The sequence below is a fragment of the Cupriavidus sp. 01L45 genome (genome assembly GCF_056399885.1).
In genome coordinates, this window is record NZ_JBFTSG010000017.1 from 1 (window position 1) to 15,886 (window position 15,886).

14 protein-coding genes are annotated in these 15,886 nt (G+C 63.2%); 2 read left to right on the forward strand and 12 right to left on the reverse strand.

Annotated features, from left to right (window positions below):
- Positions 1 to 667: 667 nt before the first annotated feature.
- From AC1DT6_RS13560 to AC1DT6_RS13585, 6 genes are all read right to left on the reverse strand, one after another.
- Positions 668 to 1,423, reverse strand: coding sequence for a DUF4393 domain-containing protein (locus tag AC1DT6_RS13560; protein ID WP_477102605.1), 756 nt, complete (start codon positions 1,421 to 1,423; stop codon positions 668 to 670).
- 118 nt (positions 1,424 to 1,541) lie between these two features.
- Positions 1,542 to 4,463 (reverse strand): DUF927 domain-containing protein, encoded by a 2,922-nt coding sequence (locus AC1DT6_RS13565; RefSeq protein ID WP_477102606.1) that lies wholly within the window; start codon positions 4,461 to 4,463, stop codon positions 1,542 to 1,544.
- Positions 4,464 to 4,576: 113 nt separating this feature from the next.
- Positions 4,577 to 4,942, reverse strand: a complete 366-nt coding sequence (locus tag AC1DT6_RS13570) for a hypothetical protein (protein WP_477102607.1) — start codon at positions 4,940 to 4,942, stop codon at positions 4,577 to 4,579.
- Positions 4,939 to 5,256 carry a thioredoxin domain-containing protein gene (locus AC1DT6_RS13575; protein WP_477102608.1) on the reverse strand — a complete coding sequence of 106 codons (318 nt, stop codon included), beginning with the start codon at positions 5,254 to 5,256 and terminating at the stop codon, positions 4,939 to 4,941. Before AC1DT6_RS13575 ends, AC1DT6_RS13570 begins: the two co-directional genes overlap by 4 nt.
- A 573-nt stretch (positions 5,257 to 5,829) precedes the next feature.
- Positions 5,830 to 6,219 (reverse strand): hypothetical protein, encoded by a 390-nt coding sequence (locus AC1DT6_RS13580; protein WP_477102610.1) that lies wholly within the window; start codon positions 6,217 to 6,219, stop codon positions 5,830 to 5,832.
- A 49-nt stretch (positions 6,220 to 6,268) separates the two neighbouring features.
- Complete coding sequence (locus AC1DT6_RS13585; protein WP_477102611.1) at positions 6,269 to 6,583, reverse strand: helix-turn-helix transcriptional regulator; 315 nt, start codon at positions 6,581 to 6,583, stop codon at positions 6,269 to 6,271.
- Positions 6,584 to 8,132: 1,549 nt separating this feature from the next.
- Here AC1DT6_RS13585 and AC1DT6_RS13590 point away from each other — a divergent pair.
- Both AC1DT6_RS13590 and AC1DT6_RS13595 read left to right on the forward strand, forming a co-directional pair.
- A complete protein-coding gene (locus tag AC1DT6_RS13590) occupies positions 8,133 to 8,687 on the forward strand; it encodes a hypothetical protein (protein WP_477102612.1) in 555 nt (184 codons plus the stop codon).
- Positions 8,688 to 8,933: 246 nt separating this feature from the next.
- The gene (locus AC1DT6_RS13595) at positions 8,934 to 9,491 is read left to right on the forward strand and encodes a hypothetical protein (protein WP_477102613.1); all 558 of its coding nucleotides are present in this window, start codon (positions 8,934 to 8,936) and stop codon (positions 9,489 to 9,491) included.
- A gap of 884 nt (positions 9,492 to 10,375) precedes the next feature.
- Here AC1DT6_RS13595 and AC1DT6_RS13600 read toward each other — a convergent pair.
- From AC1DT6_RS13600 to AC1DT6_RS13625, 6 genes are all read right to left on the reverse strand, one after another.
- Entirely contained in the window at positions 10,376 to 11,800 is a 1,425-nt protein-coding gene (locus tag AC1DT6_RS13600; RefSeq protein ID WP_477114728.1) for an efflux transporter outer membrane subunit, read from the reverse strand.
- A gap of 11 nt (positions 11,801 to 11,811) precedes the next feature.
- Positions 11,812 to 12,726, reverse strand: coding sequence for an HlyD family secretion protein (locus tag AC1DT6_RS13605; protein ID WP_477102615.1), 915 nt, complete (start codon positions 12,724 to 12,726; stop codon positions 11,812 to 11,814).
- Positions 12,713 to 13,462 (reverse strand): ABC transporter ATP-binding protein, encoded by a 750-nt coding sequence (locus AC1DT6_RS13610; protein WP_477102616.1) that lies wholly within the window; start codon positions 13,460 to 13,462, stop codon positions 12,713 to 12,715. Before AC1DT6_RS13610 ends, AC1DT6_RS13605 begins: the two co-directional genes overlap by 14 nt.
- Before the next feature lie 10 nt (positions 13,463 to 13,472).
- Positions 13,473 to 14,597, reverse strand: a complete 1,125-nt coding sequence (locus AC1DT6_RS13615) for an ABC transporter permease (RefSeq protein ID WP_477102617.1) — start codon at positions 14,595 to 14,597, stop codon at positions 13,473 to 13,475.
- A gap of 7 nt (positions 14,598 to 14,604) precedes the next feature.
- On the reverse strand, positions 14,605 to 14,994 hold the full coding sequence (locus AC1DT6_RS13620; protein WP_441631059.1) for a hypothetical protein: 390 nt from the start codon (positions 14,992 to 14,994) through the stop codon (positions 14,605 to 14,607).
- A 151-nt stretch (positions 14,995 to 15,145) separates the two neighbouring features.
- The gene (locus AC1DT6_RS13625; protein ID WP_441631061.1) at positions 15,146 to 15,739 is read right to left on the reverse strand and encodes a TetR/AcrR family transcriptional regulator; all 594 of its coding nucleotides are present in this window, start codon (positions 15,737 to 15,739) and stop codon (positions 15,146 to 15,148) included.
- Positions 15,740 to 15,886: the final 147 nt, after the last annotated feature.

The following is a 15,886-nucleotide window of genomic DNA, read 5'->3' on the forward strand; positions in this document are numbered from 1 at the left end:
CGTTACCGGTGCACCACCGCCCGATCTATCGTGATGATGGACGGCGCTGCCGCGCCGGGTGGCAGGCCGCTGGCATCGAGCGGTAGACACGCCGCCGGCACGCGTGTCTTGGAGCTGGCCAGCAGCTCGCCGACCGCCGCGCGAATAGCGCCTCCACCGGGCCGCCACCGCCGCACCGCCAGGCGCTCACGCTACAGGCCACCACGGCACGCATGAGCGGGACGCAGTCCGGTCACCACCTGGTCGGCAGCGAGCGGCGAGCCTGCGGCTCGCTGTAGGTCCTGCCGGCGCATCACCGTTGGGAGGGAGTTCCAAAGGCAGAGGGCGACGAGCATCAAGCCGCTGGCAAGACCCCGCTCAATAGGGAATATCGAAGCCCTCGCGCCAGTCATCCAGACGGATCGACTCCGACTGCTCGATAAGGTGGACGGCGCTGCCGCGCCGGGTGGCAGGCCGCCGCCGCACCGTCAGGCGCTCACGCTGCAGGCCATCACCGCTCGCCTGAGCGGGACGTAGGGCGTCACCACCTGGTCGGCATCGAGCGGCAAGCCTGTCGCCCGCTGCGGGCCTGCTGGCGGAGCACCACCCGATCTAGTTCGATCTTGCATAGTGGGACCCAAAGGGGCGCCGCACCTTGCAGCGCTCCGCGCTGTGAAGCGCCAGATGGTTAGGATTCCCTCTTCAGACAGGCTCTATGAAAGAGCCTACCAAACTCTGTGAGCTCCACAAACCAGTAGCGATGCCCTTCTAGCGAATCGTGCTCAAAGTTGTCGTACCTATTCGTGTAGCGCACTAGCCCGAGCGAAACTAGGTGTTCAAGATACGTCGTAAAGAGCGTTGGCTGAGCGAGTGCCTCAGGCTGCAACCAACACCCATTGAGAAACAATTGATCAGCACCGCTTAGCTGAGAAACAGATACGACCCGCACTCTCTCGACGGCATCAAGCAGCTTGGATGGCGAGGCATTTACGAGGATGTACGCGCTCGGATTCCTGACCGCAAGCTGCTCGATGAATGCGGCCTCATCCGGAGCAAGTTGACCAATCAAATGGACGAATGCCGGGTGCGCTTCACCGACACGCTCTCGGTCCATCGCACGAGCAAGCAACTCAACATACATCTCGGTAAGAACGCTCCCCTCGTCTTGATAGCGGAGCTTCTCAGCAATTGGCAAGACTAGCGACTCAACCGGTGCAATTCGACTCTCGGCAGGCACCTTGCGAATAGCCGCATTGATATAGCTGGCAACACGATCCTGAAATGCGGCGGTGAATTGCAACGGGAAAAGCGCGAGACGTATCGTTTTAACGGCGTCCACTCCCATCTTCCCCACCTCACGTAAAGCCCCACCAACCGCGTCGCTATAAACCTCTTTTGCAACCTCCGCCGGCACTGCTTTCAAGACACTAACAGGGTCTACCATTGCCCTCTCCTCTTCGGGACCGTGAGGCGAAGGATATCAAGGCTGTACGACACCTCTCCGCCAATATCGAAGATCATACTTCAATGAAGAACAGGCCAGTTCGCCCTTAGGATGAAGGTCACACATCCAGCTCGAATAGCCCCGAGGAAATGCAATACACGCGCGTTCGCCCCACACCGGGTATTCGCATCAGCTTGTCTGGCCGCCCGCTCTTCTCTTCGTGCTGCAGCACATCCATGGCGATCAACAGAGCAGCCACTGCCTTCGGGTCATAGCCCTTGCACACCTCCCTGCGCCACACCTCAGGTTGGATGAAGTACTCGCACGCGGAGGCCTCCTCCGCCTCATGGCTCATCTTGTCGCCAAACTCGCGCAGGTAGTCAGTATTGGTGTTGATCGGCGTTCCGTTGCCCGTTACCAGCCGCTTGTAACCCGCTCGACTCATCGTATTTGGCTTGTGATCATCCGCCGCACGATTCACCCAGGTGAAACGCGCATCGCCGTGCAGCTCCAGGAAGCTGCGCACCTGCCGGAGCATTGATTTGTGCTCGCCGCTGCCGGCCCCGCCCCGCTCAGAAAGCCACGCCTCAAAGCAGGCGCGGGCGGCATCAAGCGCCCCGCCCTCCGGCCAACCGGTCAATCCTGCTGACGAGGCGCACTCCCCCGCCATGCCCACCAGGGCGAAGCGGGAAGCAACACGGAATACTTGCCCATGCGCGCGGTCAGGCACCCACTCATTGACCAGATCATTGACGCCCTGCCGGAGATCCTCTGCCAACGTATCCTGGTTCTCCACAGCCCATTCAATAAAGCTCATACCGGCAACGCCGTAATAACTTCGCGTTGCCTCCTGCAGGTGGTCGGACAACGATTTTCCCGATGCAAACCCGCACAGGTGATCAAAGACGCCAAGTTTCTTACCAGCGTCAGCCGGGATATTTGCAAGGCGAATCTCCTGCCCTGATTTCGCAGTCTTTCCCGCTTCTGCCATGTGATCAGATAGCTTGATCTCGCCATCGGACAAGAAAAGCAGCCGCCACGTGAGCGCCGGCCGCGCCGTGGCAGTGCGAGTGGCGCGACCCTTGCCGGCCTCGTTGGCCAGCATGTAGACGGTATCCCCTATGATTTTCGGATCGACCTGCCCAATCTCATCCAGAATCAGCAGCGCATCCGAATGCTGCGCAGCGGTCAGTTCTAAGGCGTTGTCAGTCGCACGCCAGCTCCGCGCATAGTCACGCCCTCCAAACACTGAGGCCGCGACGCGTAAACCCGTTGTCTTGCCGCTGGAGCTATCCCCTACCAGGTGAAAGCCGCCCGACTGCAAGCCGGCATGATGCAGGAGTGGTGCTGCAAACGCCGCAGAGGCGCAGAAGGTTAGCCGCGTGTTTCCGACGCACGCCGCCGCAACCTGCGTTTTCCACTCATCGAGCGTGCCACGTTGCTTGAACTGCGACACGACACCAGCTGCAGATTGGAATATCACCCGCTCGCCTTCTTGCTCACCAATAGTGCGATCTGGCAAGACGAATGCACCGCCGTGCCAGCCAATGCGATCCGTACACCGTGCACGTGCCTCCGTTTCCGCCGTTTGAATGTAGGTTGTCAGATAGTTCTTAGCCTTCGAGCCTGGTGCAATTTTGACGCCCATGGAAAGCAGCGTCGCCCGGTATTCCGTCCCATCGCCCGCCAACATACGCGCCGGCATTGCCCATTGCTTTGGGCGGCCATCTGCATCTTTGGCCACCAGGAGAAAACCCCACTCTCCATTGTGTTCGTCGCGGGTCTTGGCTTCGACATCGAGACACGAACAGACCCAGTACGGCGGCAACGGGTCGCCCTGGTCGCTAAAGCCGTGATGCCAAACCCCTTTCTCGTCCGCATCGAACCATCCGCGGCCAGCCGACCGGGCCGATTTAGCGGCCTTAGGCGCTTTCGCTTTGGTGGCGGCCACCTCACCCCCGCCCTGCACCTTTGCGTCGCGCGTAGCGGCTGCCTGCTGGCTCGCCGCAGCCTTATCACTGCAGCCCGCTGCGGCCACCTCCGAAAGCTGTGACCGCATAGCTGTCTCAAGCTGCTGGCGCACCTGATCAGTTCCAGAAGCGCGGGCCAGGTCGTTAAAGTCGCTGCCATCGTCTGGCAAGCCTGCCGGCGCCACCATCTGACCACGTGCCCGCCGCGCGGCGTCCTTGGCCGCCAGCAGCCCCGGATTCTTGCCCGTCTCAGCTTCGGTGGCCCGGTCATCATCGGCGCAGATAAGCAACTGCACATCCGGGAAGAGCCGCCGCATGGTTTCTGCCACGTGCCGCAGATTCGACGCATTGAAGGCGACCACCACCGGCAAGCCGCACACCTGGTGCAACGTCGCTGCCGTAGCATATCCCTCGGCCACCAGCAGCCATCCGGTCGCATCCGGCGTGCCAATCACGTGATAGCAGCCTGACACGCGGCCACCCTTCAAAAAGATCTTGTCATTCCCGCCGCTCAGCGGTTTGCCGTAGATCCGCTGCAGATTCCACAACTGGCCAGCAGCATCACGCACCGGCACCAGGATGCAGCCTTTGGCGAAGCGCAGGCCGTGGGCCTCCACGCCCTTGCGCTTGAGATAGGGCGAACTGCCCGACTCGGCCGCCGCCTCCCACAACTCCGCAGCCTTGGCAGCAGCCTGGCGCTGCTCGCCCTCCTGCTTTGCCTTGTCACTCAGCTCACGCTGTTTGCGCTCGGCATCGCGGCGCGCCGTCTCTTCTTTCGACAAGGCCGGCGCCGGGCCAAACCGCTTAGGATCGAAGCCCAATGCCATGGCGTCGCGCAGCAGCGTGCCAATGCCCACGCCACCCGAAGCCTTGCAGCTCTTCCAGGTAGCCTTAGCTGCGGCAGCATCGTAGTTCGCCGCGGATTCGCTCCACTCGTTGAATAGAGGCCAGCCATCGTCGCCGTACTCGTTTTTGAGGGCCATGCCCATGCGAACCCAGCGCTCCCGGTCATCAGCGGGGATATGGGTCAGGGCGGCGCGAATCTTGTCTGGTGTGTGTTCGTATTGCATCAGGCTTCGCCCCCTCCCTGAGGATTCACCCATTCGTCAATTCGTAGGGGCGAGTTCGCCCCGCCGACCCCGCAGCGGGCCAGCATGTAAAGTTCATTCACGGTGTTTTGTTCCTAGTGCAGGTGCGCAGCAGTGCCCGGGCCGGAGCTCATCCGGCCACCAAACCCCGCGAGCAAGTACTGCTGCAACCGACCCAGCAGCCCCGATACGAAAGCGTCGCCGGCCGCCACTAACTCGGCTGCGGGTACCGCTTGCCCTGCCTCTGCCCCCGCTCGCTGCAATGAAGCTCGAAAGCTCATTGCGCAACCCGGTACGAAAACGTGCAGCGGGATTTCACCAAGTTGCTGCAAGCAGCCATCCGCAGTCTCAATGCCCAGGTCGACGGCCCATTGATACTGAAGGCCAACAAAGGCGTCACGTGCCGGCGCGTGCGCAATGGCAGGAATCACGGCAGTCTTGGTACGGTTCATTGCGCTCATTGCCAGCTCCCCATAAAGCCATTCCAGATTTGGCGATCATTGCCAACCAGGCGAACTTTGCCGCTCTCCACCGCAGCCACCAGGCGCTCAATACCTACCACGTGCGCGGCACGGGCGAGCAACGCTGGCAGGCTAACAAAGGAAACCTGACCGGCCTCGCCGTGCAGCTCAGCGAGCAAGAGCGGATCGGAGCTTTCATCAACCGCAAAGCCGACGCTAACTAGCGCAGCCCGCACCTGGCCGAACGGGTTCTGCATGGTAACGAGGGCGTCGGCAGCGGCGACGCTCGGAACGGGTTTGATAGTGCTATGCATGGCGCACCTCCGCTTGCAGGGCACGCACGCGGTCAGCGATGGACACAAGGGCAGCGCCGGCGACATCGAGCGATTCGCGGTCAGTAGGCGCGGAAACGGCATCACGCAACGCGGCGCGGACGATAGCGAGGATTTCGGGAAGGGGGGATTGCCCGGTATGGGCGAGCGAAGACTGGCGCATAGTGCGGCCTCCTATGGTGGTGGAGGCCCGCCGCTCATTCTCACATGAGTGGTGGCAGGCCTGACAGCGAGGGTGAGAATCCGGCCCATAGGAAACCGGCCAGCCTTGCGGCTGCCCCGCCCGGCCCGCCATAGAAGTAAGCGCGCAGGAGCAGACAGACGAAAAAAAGCCGCCAAAAGTAGGCGGTCGTCCGCCTATGGAACTCGGGTTCTCACGCCCGGCCGCTGTGGTTGCAGCGACGGGCACAGTATAGCGCGAGCTGGCCATCGTGGCGAAGGCCCACGCCGGCGAGGCCTGCGAGGCCAGCACCAGGGCAAGGGGCTCTGGGCCGCAGCGGGCGAGCGTCAGGGCGGCTGACATGGCCACAAGGCGCAAGTGGCTAGCGAAAGCGCTCACAACAGCTCCCCCTGCATGGCCAGCGCGGATTTGCCCGCCAGGCAGGCGCCGCGACAGCAATAGTTGCCTTGCGGCGTGACGCAGGCCGGCGCCAAGAGGCCGGGCTCCTCCGTCGCATGGATGCGCAATCGGCCCACCAGCCACGCACGCGATGCGCCGGATTGCCGGCACAGCATCAACATTTTGCGAATACGCAGTTGATCGAGTGGGCGCCGCAGCGCTTCCGGCAAGATTCGCGTGCCCAGTGCGCCAGGTGCATCCGCCACAGCCACCTCAACCAATGCCTCCACGATGGCAAACAGCTGACAGCCACCCGTCAGCAGTGGTGCAGAGTCGGCCGCGGCGCCAGATTTTCCAAGATTTACGTTACGCGGCATGGCGTTCACGCTCCCTCTCGCTGGCAGCCCACCTGATCGCCGAAGGGAACCAGGCGCGTCATGCTGCACCACATTTAGAGCGCGAGGCAGCCCAGGCCAATACCTCCGACGAGTACCAGGCGCGGGAACGCTCGGACAGGTGCACGGGCAACGGCGCATCGCCGGCCGCCATCATGCGGTACCACTGCGACTTGCTAATGCTGGTGTACTCCAGCACGCGCGGCAGCCGCCACAGCGGACCGCTACGCAATGCAGCCGCCTCGGCCGGGCTTCCGGTGGGTTCAGTGCGCACGTATTCGGCCGGCGCTGGCACTGCCGCGTGATGAATTGACAGGCCCGCGCGTTGTCGGGTTTGTCGCTCTCTTTCGTTCATATCTGGCCTCGTAATACCCGCTGGTGCGGGATGGGACCCGCCGAAGCGGTACGAATCCAGTGTGAGGCTCGCCAATGCGTCAAGAAAGACGCCTAAGCCGGCAGACGAGGGAGCGAGCTTGTTGACGGTGCGTCCAGCTTGCTCGATAGCCGTTGAGCTAGCTGACCGGGTATTGACAAAGCCAAGCGCCGAGGCTGGCTGCGAGATGCCGGGACCGGGGGCGGGTGTCGTTTAGGGGTCCCTTTGGGCGTGCCGAGCGGCTGGCCTGAACAGTCCATTGCGAGGCCTCTGGTACATTGTCAAGCCTCCGGAATGCCTCTCCCCTTGGCCCAACCGGCAATCCAAGTCTCAATGGTCCCCACACTCTTAATGTGTTCGCATTTGGAGTGCATATCCCGGGAAAATTCCGCTCCAGACGGATATCTCCGCTTCCCGCTTCGCCAGTCTTGCCAGCAATCGTAGACAAAAAGCTTGTCCTTTAGACTATCCCGATGCCGAGCCTTGCCGCCGGCCGTGGCAACCTCACGAAGCGTAACCATCCGATTCTCATAAGGGCGGAGGGCCATGCACGCGGAGTTATAGTTTTCTGTGGCCTCCATCGCTAGTCGGACGGCGCCCTGCGCATTTCCCCGCTGCAGCATAAGTATCGCGTCGTCAATAGACACGAGGCTAGCCACGCAATACATGCGGCACAAGAAGAGTCGCGCGTCGGGGATGGCTGCTTTCAGTCGCTGCGCTTCGACACGCCACCGCTCGTCGGTTACTCCTAGCGCCTGCCCAAACGCTAACGCGGCGGAACCCAGCGAGTAATCCCTATCTCGAAGCCCCCCCTGAACGATGGACGAAGCAGCTTGTTCTGCGAAACAGTGGTCCTGCGTGACCATGCGAGCAAATTCGTCACGCCACCACGTCATTTCGCAGACGGCTCGATTCAGACCAGCATCATCGAGCGAGATGCCACAGTCGTTTTCCAATAGGTCATACGCGGCATGAGCAAGAATAAAAAGGCCGTGAGCAGCTTGCCCGGTAAAGCTCTGCGTAGCGCCGCCAGGCCGGCAGCGTCCCATCGGCGCGGCGCCACGGACGAGCAATTTCGTGCCCCATGCGTCGAGCCACTCTAGCCACTCTGTAGAGCCGTCGTCATCCAACTCGAACAGTGATCGCTCAAAACTGACACGCAATGAGCGCCAATATCGCAGCCTAGCCACGTGCCTTCCCTCCGCTTCGGAGCGCAGATGGGACCGACAGTCTTTCGACCAGACGGCTACCTTGCGCATTCCTTCCAATGCCCTTCAGGGGATGCGAGGCCAGCTGGTGAAGGAATCCGGCTTTCGGGTGGCCGCCCTAGGCCTCGCAGTGTGCGATTCTATCGTCGCCAGTGTGCGCAATCAAAGCTATTGGTGCACAAGGAATGGTGGTGCAACTCCACCCACACTACCGGCGTTTCGAAACATCCATAACGTAACGTAACGTAACGAAACATAACGCCATAACGCAATGGCTTGATGGCTTATCTCGCCCCCGCCAAATCAACTGCAAGGAGCAAGCCTTGGATCCTCACTACCCAATCAATATCCGTTACCCGGAGCGAACGCCTCTAGATCGAGGCGCGGTGTTTGTCAGGCTAAGTACGCTGGAAGAACTCGGCACTTTCTGGCGCGAAAATCGTGCCAATCTGCCGTTTGCCGCCCAGGAAAGCACCGTGGGAGGGAACGTGTTCCTCGACGACCGCGCGTGGATCTTCGCGCCCACCAAGGTCGCCTTGGTCCAGACGGTATTGCGTTGGGATGCGTTCGGCCTTGGCGTTGCCTATGACCCGCCCGGTGTCATCTATGGGTGCCCTTATGACGGCAGTTGGGCGCTCACGGGCTCTCTACCTGGCACCTCACCGCTGATGGAGTGGCTATCCCCTCGCCGAAATGTCCCGGATGATCCCGCGCTGACGCCCGAACAGGTGACTGCCCAGTTCCAGGAATTGATCTTTGACGAACTGCGCGACGAATCGGGCGGACTGCGTTTCTATGAACCCGAGGCGTTCGAGGCCATGCTGGTTTGCGCGCACGAGGAACGCGTTGCCCGCCGCTCAACATATGGCGACGACTAGGCAAGCTCGACAAGGACCGGGCGGGTTCCATTGGGGCATAGACCGGGTCTGGCAAACAGCACATTGCCGATGTTATCCACAAAAATCCATCCACGAATGCATTACTCGGTACTTTTACGGCCTCCATCTATGGCTTACCGTCCGAGGATGCCCCAATTGCCCGGTCTTTGCCCCAATACGCCCATGTCGAACCCCCCAAGCCTAGACAGCCGATCTGACGTGCCACCCCATTCTGGAGATCTCGCCATGTCCAACTCAGGAACTCAAGTGAAGGCAATCCGCCGACCCTTCGACATCACCTATCCAGAACACACACCGCTGCAGAATGGCGCGCTCTTTGTCGTACTTCCCACCCTGCACGAGCAGGAGGAATTCTGGCGCAGCCATGGCGCGCAGTTGCCGTACGCCGTGGAAGAAGGATGGACGTGCGATACCTATCTGGGCGATGACGGCTGGCTATTCGCGCCGACCAAAGCCTCCCTGGTCAAGGCCGTCCTACGATGGGATGCACTAGGAATCGGCGTGGCATACGTGCCGGCTGGGGTAGACGAGTTTGGGCGGCCCTATGCCGCAGGCTGGACCCTGACCAATTTGCTTCCGAGCATGGATCTGGATGAACTGCTCTCGCCCGACGCCGCCATTCCAGACGACCCCAGCATGACCCCAGATGAAGTTGCGAGCGTCTTCCAGGACTTGGTCTTCGCCGGTGGACTCGATGGCTTAAGCCCGCTGTGGTTCCACGACGCGGCCGCCTTTGAGGCACAGCTCGCCCGGCGAAAGGAAGAGCGGTGGGATGACCAATAGCGAAGCGTAGAAGCGGCGGGACTGGAACAAGCGCAGGCGCCGGCCCTAGGGCGTGCTCTGCCGGGCTGGTTGACATAACAGTGATTGGCGCCAGGCCGGCCCGACCACGACACCGCTCATGCTGACCCATTGCCAATCTTTTGAGGGCGATATCGCATGGGCACCCGAGCCGTGGGGCGGCCACGGGGGGGGGGTTTTCCTCGCGCTACATCCCGGACCATCCCGCCTAGCACCAGCAAGGGGGCAAGTACGGCTCCGCCTGCCGCGCGTAGCACGGGCGCACGCGAAACGCAAATATCACGGCGCCAAGCGGGTTTGCGGGCAGAAACGGCCCGCCAAGCCTGATGCCACCGTGCTCTATTTGGAACTGTCACCAACTTTGTCACCAAAATATATGTGTGTCACCAAAAAACACAAAGATAGTTGGTGACACTGAAACCGTTGACAGGCATGGCTTTCCGGCCGATCCCCTACCCTGTCACCATTGTCACCAAGCGTTTTTGCGGCTAGCTTTTCCAGCGAGCCGGCGCAGCGTCCACGCAACACCGCCCACCACCGGTCGTTCGACAGGCGGGCGCGCGTCGCACTGAACCTCGCGGGAGGGGCAGCGTGCCCAGTTTGGGGGTAACTTTGGGGGTAACTTTCGACAACCAGAAATCAGGATCGGCCATCACAGCCACTTTCCGGCAACTATTCGATTGACGCCGGCCCACCAATATTCAGTCCCGGATAATCCCGGGACTACCCAAACCCCCGAAGGCGCGACGCCTTTCGGGGGTTTTTCTTTTTGGTGGACTGCCTATAATCGGCCGCCATAATCCGGAGATACCAGGAACCATGGCGTTAGTGCGAATCTCGCATCGCACTAAAGAAATGGGCGACGCTTACCGCCCCAGCGACCTGTGCGCCGACGCCCAGCTGACAAGCACCTCGTGCTGGCGCACGGTGAGCTCGCGTCGCGCGTCGAGCCATGCCATGTCTGCCCGTAGGGCGGCATCGCGCGCGCTTGTCCCCGCCGCGACCAAAGCCCTGGCCGCGGCTTGGTCAGCCGCGCGCCGTGCGAGACCGGCTGCCGCGATTTCGCGCTGCCTGCTGGCGGTGGCTACGGCCCCGAGCGCGACCTCCACCTCGCCCAACGCGGCCAGCACCGTCCTGCGGTAAGCTGCTTCCTGCTCTTCGGCAGTCGCGGTCGCGTGGGCGGCATGGGCCCGCAGCCTGCCCCCGTCGAACAAGGGCATCTGTACCGCGGATCCGAGTGCCCAGCCAAGCGCATCGCCACTGAGCCACCGGCCCAGAGACTGGCTCAGGAACCCCGACGTGCCTGTCAGCGTGAGCGTGGGGTAGCGCTCGCGCCGTATCCGCTCGGCGGCCATGCTGGTGGCAACTACGCGGTGCCATGCCGCATCGATATCGGGGCGGCTGGAGATCACCGAAGCGGGCATGTCGGCGCGCAGGGACCCGGTGAGCGCCATCCGGCCGAGATATCCGTCCTGCGCCTCCAGTTGCAGTTCCGATGGCGCACGACCCAACAGCACCGCCAGGCGAGAGATGGCGTCGTGGCGATCTTGTTCAACCTGCACCAACGACTGCTGCCGCTGCGTCACCAGATCGGCCCGATGCCGGACGGCGGCCAACGTTGCGAGCCCAGCCTCGCGCCGACCGGATTCGTCCGCCGTCAGCTTGCGGGCAAGCTGCAGATCCAGCAGCAAATCCTGGCGTAGCGCGTCGGCCAGACGGACATCGGCGTAGGTGCGTACGACGTCATGAATCAGCCACTGCCGCACCGCGCGGCGATCCGCCTGCGTCGCATCGGCGTGGGCACCGGCCTCGCCCTGCGCAAGCGCCAGGCGGCCAAACAGATCGATTTCGTAGCTGGCGGCGAGTTGCGTGCCAAAGTGCGAACTCCGGTACGGTGGCACGCGAAATTGACCGCCCTCGCCATCCCGGAACGCGGATTGCTGGATACGCCCCCGCTCCGCGTTCACGTTCAGGTCCAGGCGCGGCATCCTGTTTGCACGCGCGGCATCCACCGAGGCGTGTGCCTGCCTGACCCGCGCGGCCGCTGCCCGCAAGTCCAGGCTGTCGTCGAGCGCGACATCCACCAGGCCGTTCAGAACGGGATCGCCGAGGCTTGTCCACCAATCGGCGGGCAGCGCCGCTTCGGCGGCATCGGGCAACCCGCTCGCTTCGGTGACAAGGCCGGACCACCGCTGGGCTGGCGGCGCGGGACGCGTTGGCGAGACCGTGCCGGGCACGCATCCGGCCAACAGGAACGAAAGCGCCAGCATGGCAATGCAGATTCGGTGCATCCTGTTCCTCCTCAGCTCGCCAGGAAGCGCACCACCACGCGCTGGCCAATAAGCAAGTCTTGCGCATCCAGCGCGACGACGACTTCTACGACACGGTTGTCCTGCTTTTCGGCGGGGTCATCGCCCGCGCTTCGCTGCCCGACGATTCTGCCAACGCGCAGCACCTTGCCGCGCCACCGCCGTGCGGGATCCGCCTCCAGGATGATTTCCGCCGGACCTCCCGTCTTGATGCCCGGGATGTATTGCTCTTCCAGTTCGGCACGAACGATGCGGCCAACATCCGGGGCGAACAGGAAGAGCGGCGTGACATTGAGCGTGCTGACGCCATTGCCGGGCCGCGCCTGCCGCTGGATGATCTGGCCGTCGAGCGGTGCCGTGATGGACCGCTCCTGCACTTCGCGCTCAGCGATGGCGTGCCTCGCGCCTGCCGTGACGATGGCGGCTTCGGCGGCAAGCAAGCCCACCGCCGCGCTGGCGCGCCGGTCCCTGGCCTGATCCAGTTCCTGGCGCGGAATGGTCTCGTCATCGGCAAGCGGCTGCAGCCGCCTGGCCTCGCGCTCGGCAGCCCCGAGTTCCACGCGGGCCTTGTTGCGTTCCTGGACGGCTTGCCCGACTTCGGCGCGGGCCAGAGCGAGGCCGCGCACCGCGATCTCCGTGTCCAGCGTTGCCAGCAACTGGCCAGCCCGCACTCGATCGCCTTCCTCGACCATGACGCGGGCAATCACGCCGTCGCGCCTGGCGGCCAGGCGCACCGGGCCGCCCTCGATGTCCACGCGCCCCTTGGCGCTGGCAAGCGCGCCCGCCGGGACGCCATGCCGGGCGGACGTTGGCGCACCTGGCGTTTCATGGCCGCATGCGCCCAGCCACAGCGCGGCGGCAACGAGCCAGCAAGCCTTCGGCAGGCGAATCGGACTATGCATATTCATGTTTGCGCTCCTCTGGCGCGAGGTTGTTTGCAGACGGCCGCCCACGCTGTCGCCGATCACGGATGACGATGCCGTCCTCTAGCTCGATGACGCGGTCGGCATGCGACAGGAGGCGGGGGTCATGGGTGACTCCCAGCACCGTTGCGCCATGCTCGGCGGCGATCCTCTTGAGCAGGTCGATCACGATCTCTCCGTTGGTCTTGTCCAGCGCTGACGTCGGTTCATCGGCAAAGATCAGCCGGGGGTTCTTGACCAGCGCCCTGGCAATGGCCACGCGCTGCTTCTCTCCCCCTGAAAGCTCGGCGGGCCGCAGGTGGCTGCGATGGCCGAGCCCCACTTCATCGAGCACGCGCCGCGCTCGCGCAGCCGCCGTTGCGCCACGCGCGCCGAGGTACTGCAGGGGCAGCAGCACGTTCTCGAACGCGGTGAGCGCCCCGAACAGGTTGAAGCCCTGAAAGACAAAGCCGCAGTTCTCCAGCCGGAACCGGTCCAGCGCCGCTTCATCCAGCGTCCACAGTTCGGTGTCCAGTGCAAAGACCTGGCCGGTGTCCGGCCTGAGCAGTCCGGACATCATCGACAGCATCGTGCTCTTGCCCGATCCCGAAGGCCCGACAATCAGCGTCAACGCCGCCGGATAAATCTCGAGACTGCTGTCCTTGATCACCTGCTGCGTGATCTTGCCGACCGTGACCGCCTTGGCGATGCCGCGACTGGCGAGTGAAGGTTGGATGGGCATGGGTTCCCCCTCAACGAAGCAGTGATGCCGGCTCGGCGCGGCCCAACGGCCTTAGCGCGAGCAGCCCGGAAACGATGGCGATCGCAAGCAGCAGCCCGCTGGCGCCTGCCAGCATCCAGGCGGGAAACCGCATGGAAATCCGCAAGGCATCGCCCAGCCATGCGATCAGCAACGTGAATATCCCCGTCGCGAACAGGCCGGCCACCCCGACCCAGAGCGACTGCTCAACCACGATGGCCCGCAGCGATTTGTGCGGTACGCCTAGCGCGCGCAGCGCGGCGAACTCCTTGACCGAGGCCAGGATGGCGCCTGAAAGCGTCTGGCTGGTTATGACCATGCCCACCACCAGGGCCAGCAGGGATGCAAACCCGGTGCCGATCCCCGAGCCCGACTCGAGCAGCCAGTAAGCCTGCGACTGCGTGGAAAGCGTATCTGCCGTCCAGACGCTGTAGCGTGGGAATCGCGCCTTGTCCGAGATCTCGGCGGCCACCTTGTGCGCATCGAATCCCGGCTTGAGCCGAACCAGGTAGAAGGCAGCCTGCTCGGCGGTTTCCGGAGCGAGGTATCGCGCGGTCGCGAACGAGGCCAGTACATTGACGCCGCCGACGGAGCGTATGCCTTCGACAACGCCGGCGATGCGCGCCCGCCGGCCATTGATCTCAACCGCGGTGCCTACCTGCGCGCCCAGTTTGCGCATGTCGGCAGCGTCGATGATGATGGCATTGGGCTCGCGCAGCAGCGTCCGCTCAGCCGGCGTGAGCAGCCGCGAAAAAACGAGCCCGGCACCGGACACATCCATGGCGTGGAGCAGCACCGCTACCGGCACCCCGTCCGGGCGCCTCAGGTCGCCGTATGCGGTGGTATAGGCTTCGATCCTGCCGGCACCGGAATGGGACCAGGCAAGCGCATCGCTCCCGCGCCCCAGCGGCCGGCCGAGATCGACACTTTGCGTGTTGCGAAAGCCGATCCACAGCTCGGCGCCGGATTTGTCGACTACCGCCGCGACCGAGCCGAACAGCCCCAGCAGCAGCGCTAGTTGCACAACGATCAGCAGGCCCGCGAAGGTGATGGCGAGCACGGCGGCGAGGTAGCGCCGCCATTCATGGACGAGGGTGGCACGAGCAAGGGAAACCATGCCTGCCTCACTCGCAACGAGGCGCCGGGGCAATGCGGCGGATCAGGGTGTATCGCTCGACCACCAGTCCGAGCGGGCCCCGCACCTCGACCAGCGCCCGGTGCGCGGAAGCCTGGCTGATATCGACCGGATGGCGGCTGACGGCTGTGCCACCGAGCAGCGTCTCGGGATCGGCGATCTGGCCAATCAGCATGGGCGCGTCCCCATCCTTGCTCTCTTGCGGCACTAGGCCATCGACCAGCACCGCGCCGCACAACTTATTGAGCTCTGCCTCGCTGCGCCGGTAAGCGGCCCGGGGCGGCTGCACGATCATGCCGCAGGCATTTCCCGGCACGTCCGGACACGGTCGGATGTCGATGACCGTGCCGTCGTCCAGGAAGGTCCACTGCCCCGCCATGCCCACTGGCCTGGCATGACCGCAAGCCAGGAGAAGGAGTGATCCAATAATAAACGGAGTAATCCGTCCGGTTTTGAGAAATGCCAGGAATACTTGCATATGCTGTGATATCGCTTTAATCAGCTGCCGTTACGTGGGCCGTCCCGCGGGATCAGGCAAAGATATAGACGCGGCAGAAATCCGCCATTGCGGTGGCCGTGGCCTGCATATCGATTTCGATGCCCGTGTCGCGGTCGAACCCCAGGCCGGAAAACATGGCCAGGATCAGGTTGGTAGCGCCGCGCGCATCGAGCGAGGCTCGCACCCAGCCCTCACGCTGGCCCCGTTCTAGCTCCATGGTCAGGGTCTGGCGCAAGTCCCGGTCAAAGGCCAGCACCTTCTCGTTCCATTCCGGATCGCGCTGTAGTTCCAGCCAGCTATCCGCGCCCAGGTCGTACTCGGAGGGCGCGAGGACCGCCGCCAGCCCTGCCGCATCTACCTGGCCGAGCCATTCAAGCCCTTCCCTGCTCGCCAGTTGGCGAACCTCGCCCTGGTAACGCGCGAACTCGCGGGCGGCAATCTCCATGATCATTTCCTGCTTGCTGCCGAAATGCCTGAACACGGTCCCGGCGCTCAGTCCAGCCTCGGCGCAGATGTCCTCGGTACGCGCGGAGTGGAATCCCTTCGTCTTGAAGGTGCGCGCGGCCGCCCGCAAGATGTCGTCCCGGCGCTGAGCGTGAAGCTGTTCGTCCTTCGTCCTGGCCATGATTGTAATAAACGGAGTAATCCGTCGCATTATATGGACATTCGGAGCGATGTCAACTGTCCGCCGCGGACTTGCCGCAGCCGCCATGTCTTGCGAATACGCGCGGTATTCGCCCAGAATTTTTGCACCCTCTCTGCGAAATTAAGA

Excerpts from the sequence above, each read along its gene's own strand:
- AC1DT6_RS13585 (WP_477102611.1), bottom strand. The coding sequence starts at position 6,583 with ATGAACGAAAGAGAGCGACAAACCCGACAACGCGCGGGCCTGTCAATT.
- AC1DT6_RS13600 (WP_477114728.1), bottom strand. The coding sequence starts at position 11,800 with ATGCACCGAATCTGCATTGCCATGCTGGCGCTTTCGTTCCTGTTGGCC.
- AC1DT6_RS13575 (WP_477102608.1), bottom strand. The coding sequence starts at position 5,256 with ATGCATAGCACTATCAAACCCGTTCCGAGCGTCGCCGCTGCCGACGCC.
- AC1DT6_RS13610 (WP_477102616.1), bottom strand. The coding sequence starts at position 13,462 with ATGCCCATCCAACCTTCACTCGCCAGTCGCGGCATCGCCAAGGCGGTC.
- AC1DT6_RS13625 (WP_441631061.1), bottom strand. The coding sequence starts at position 15,739 with ATGGCCAGGACGAAGGACGAACAGCTTCACGCTCAGCGCCGGGACGAC.
- AC1DT6_RS13560 (WP_477102605.1), bottom strand. The coding sequence starts at position 1,423 with ATGGTAGACCCTGTTAGTGTCTTGAAAGCAGTGCCGGCGGAGGTTGCA.
- AC1DT6_RS13570 (WP_477102607.1), bottom strand. The coding sequence starts at position 4,942 with ATGAGCGCAATGAACCGTACCAAGACTGCCGTGATTCCTGCCATTGCG.
- AC1DT6_RS13620 (WP_441631059.1), bottom strand. The coding sequence starts at position 14,994 with ATGGCGGGGCAGTGGACCTTCCTGGACGACGGCACGGTCATCGACATC.
- AC1DT6_RS13595 (WP_477102613.1), top strand. The coding sequence starts at position 8,934 with ATGTCCAACTCAGGAACTCAAGTGAAGGCAATCCGCCGACCCTTCGAC.
- AC1DT6_RS13565 (WP_477102606.1), bottom strand. The coding sequence starts at position 4,463 with ATGCAATACGAACACACACCAGACAAGATTCGCGCCGCCCTGACCCAT.
- AC1DT6_RS13615 (WP_477102617.1), bottom strand. The coding sequence starts at position 14,597 with ATGGTTTCCCTTGCTCGTGCCACCCTCGTCCATGAATGGCGGCGCTAC.
- AC1DT6_RS13605 (WP_477102615.1), bottom strand. The coding sequence starts at position 12,726 with ATGAATATGCATAGTCCGATTCGCCTGCCGAAGGCTTGCTGGCTCGTT.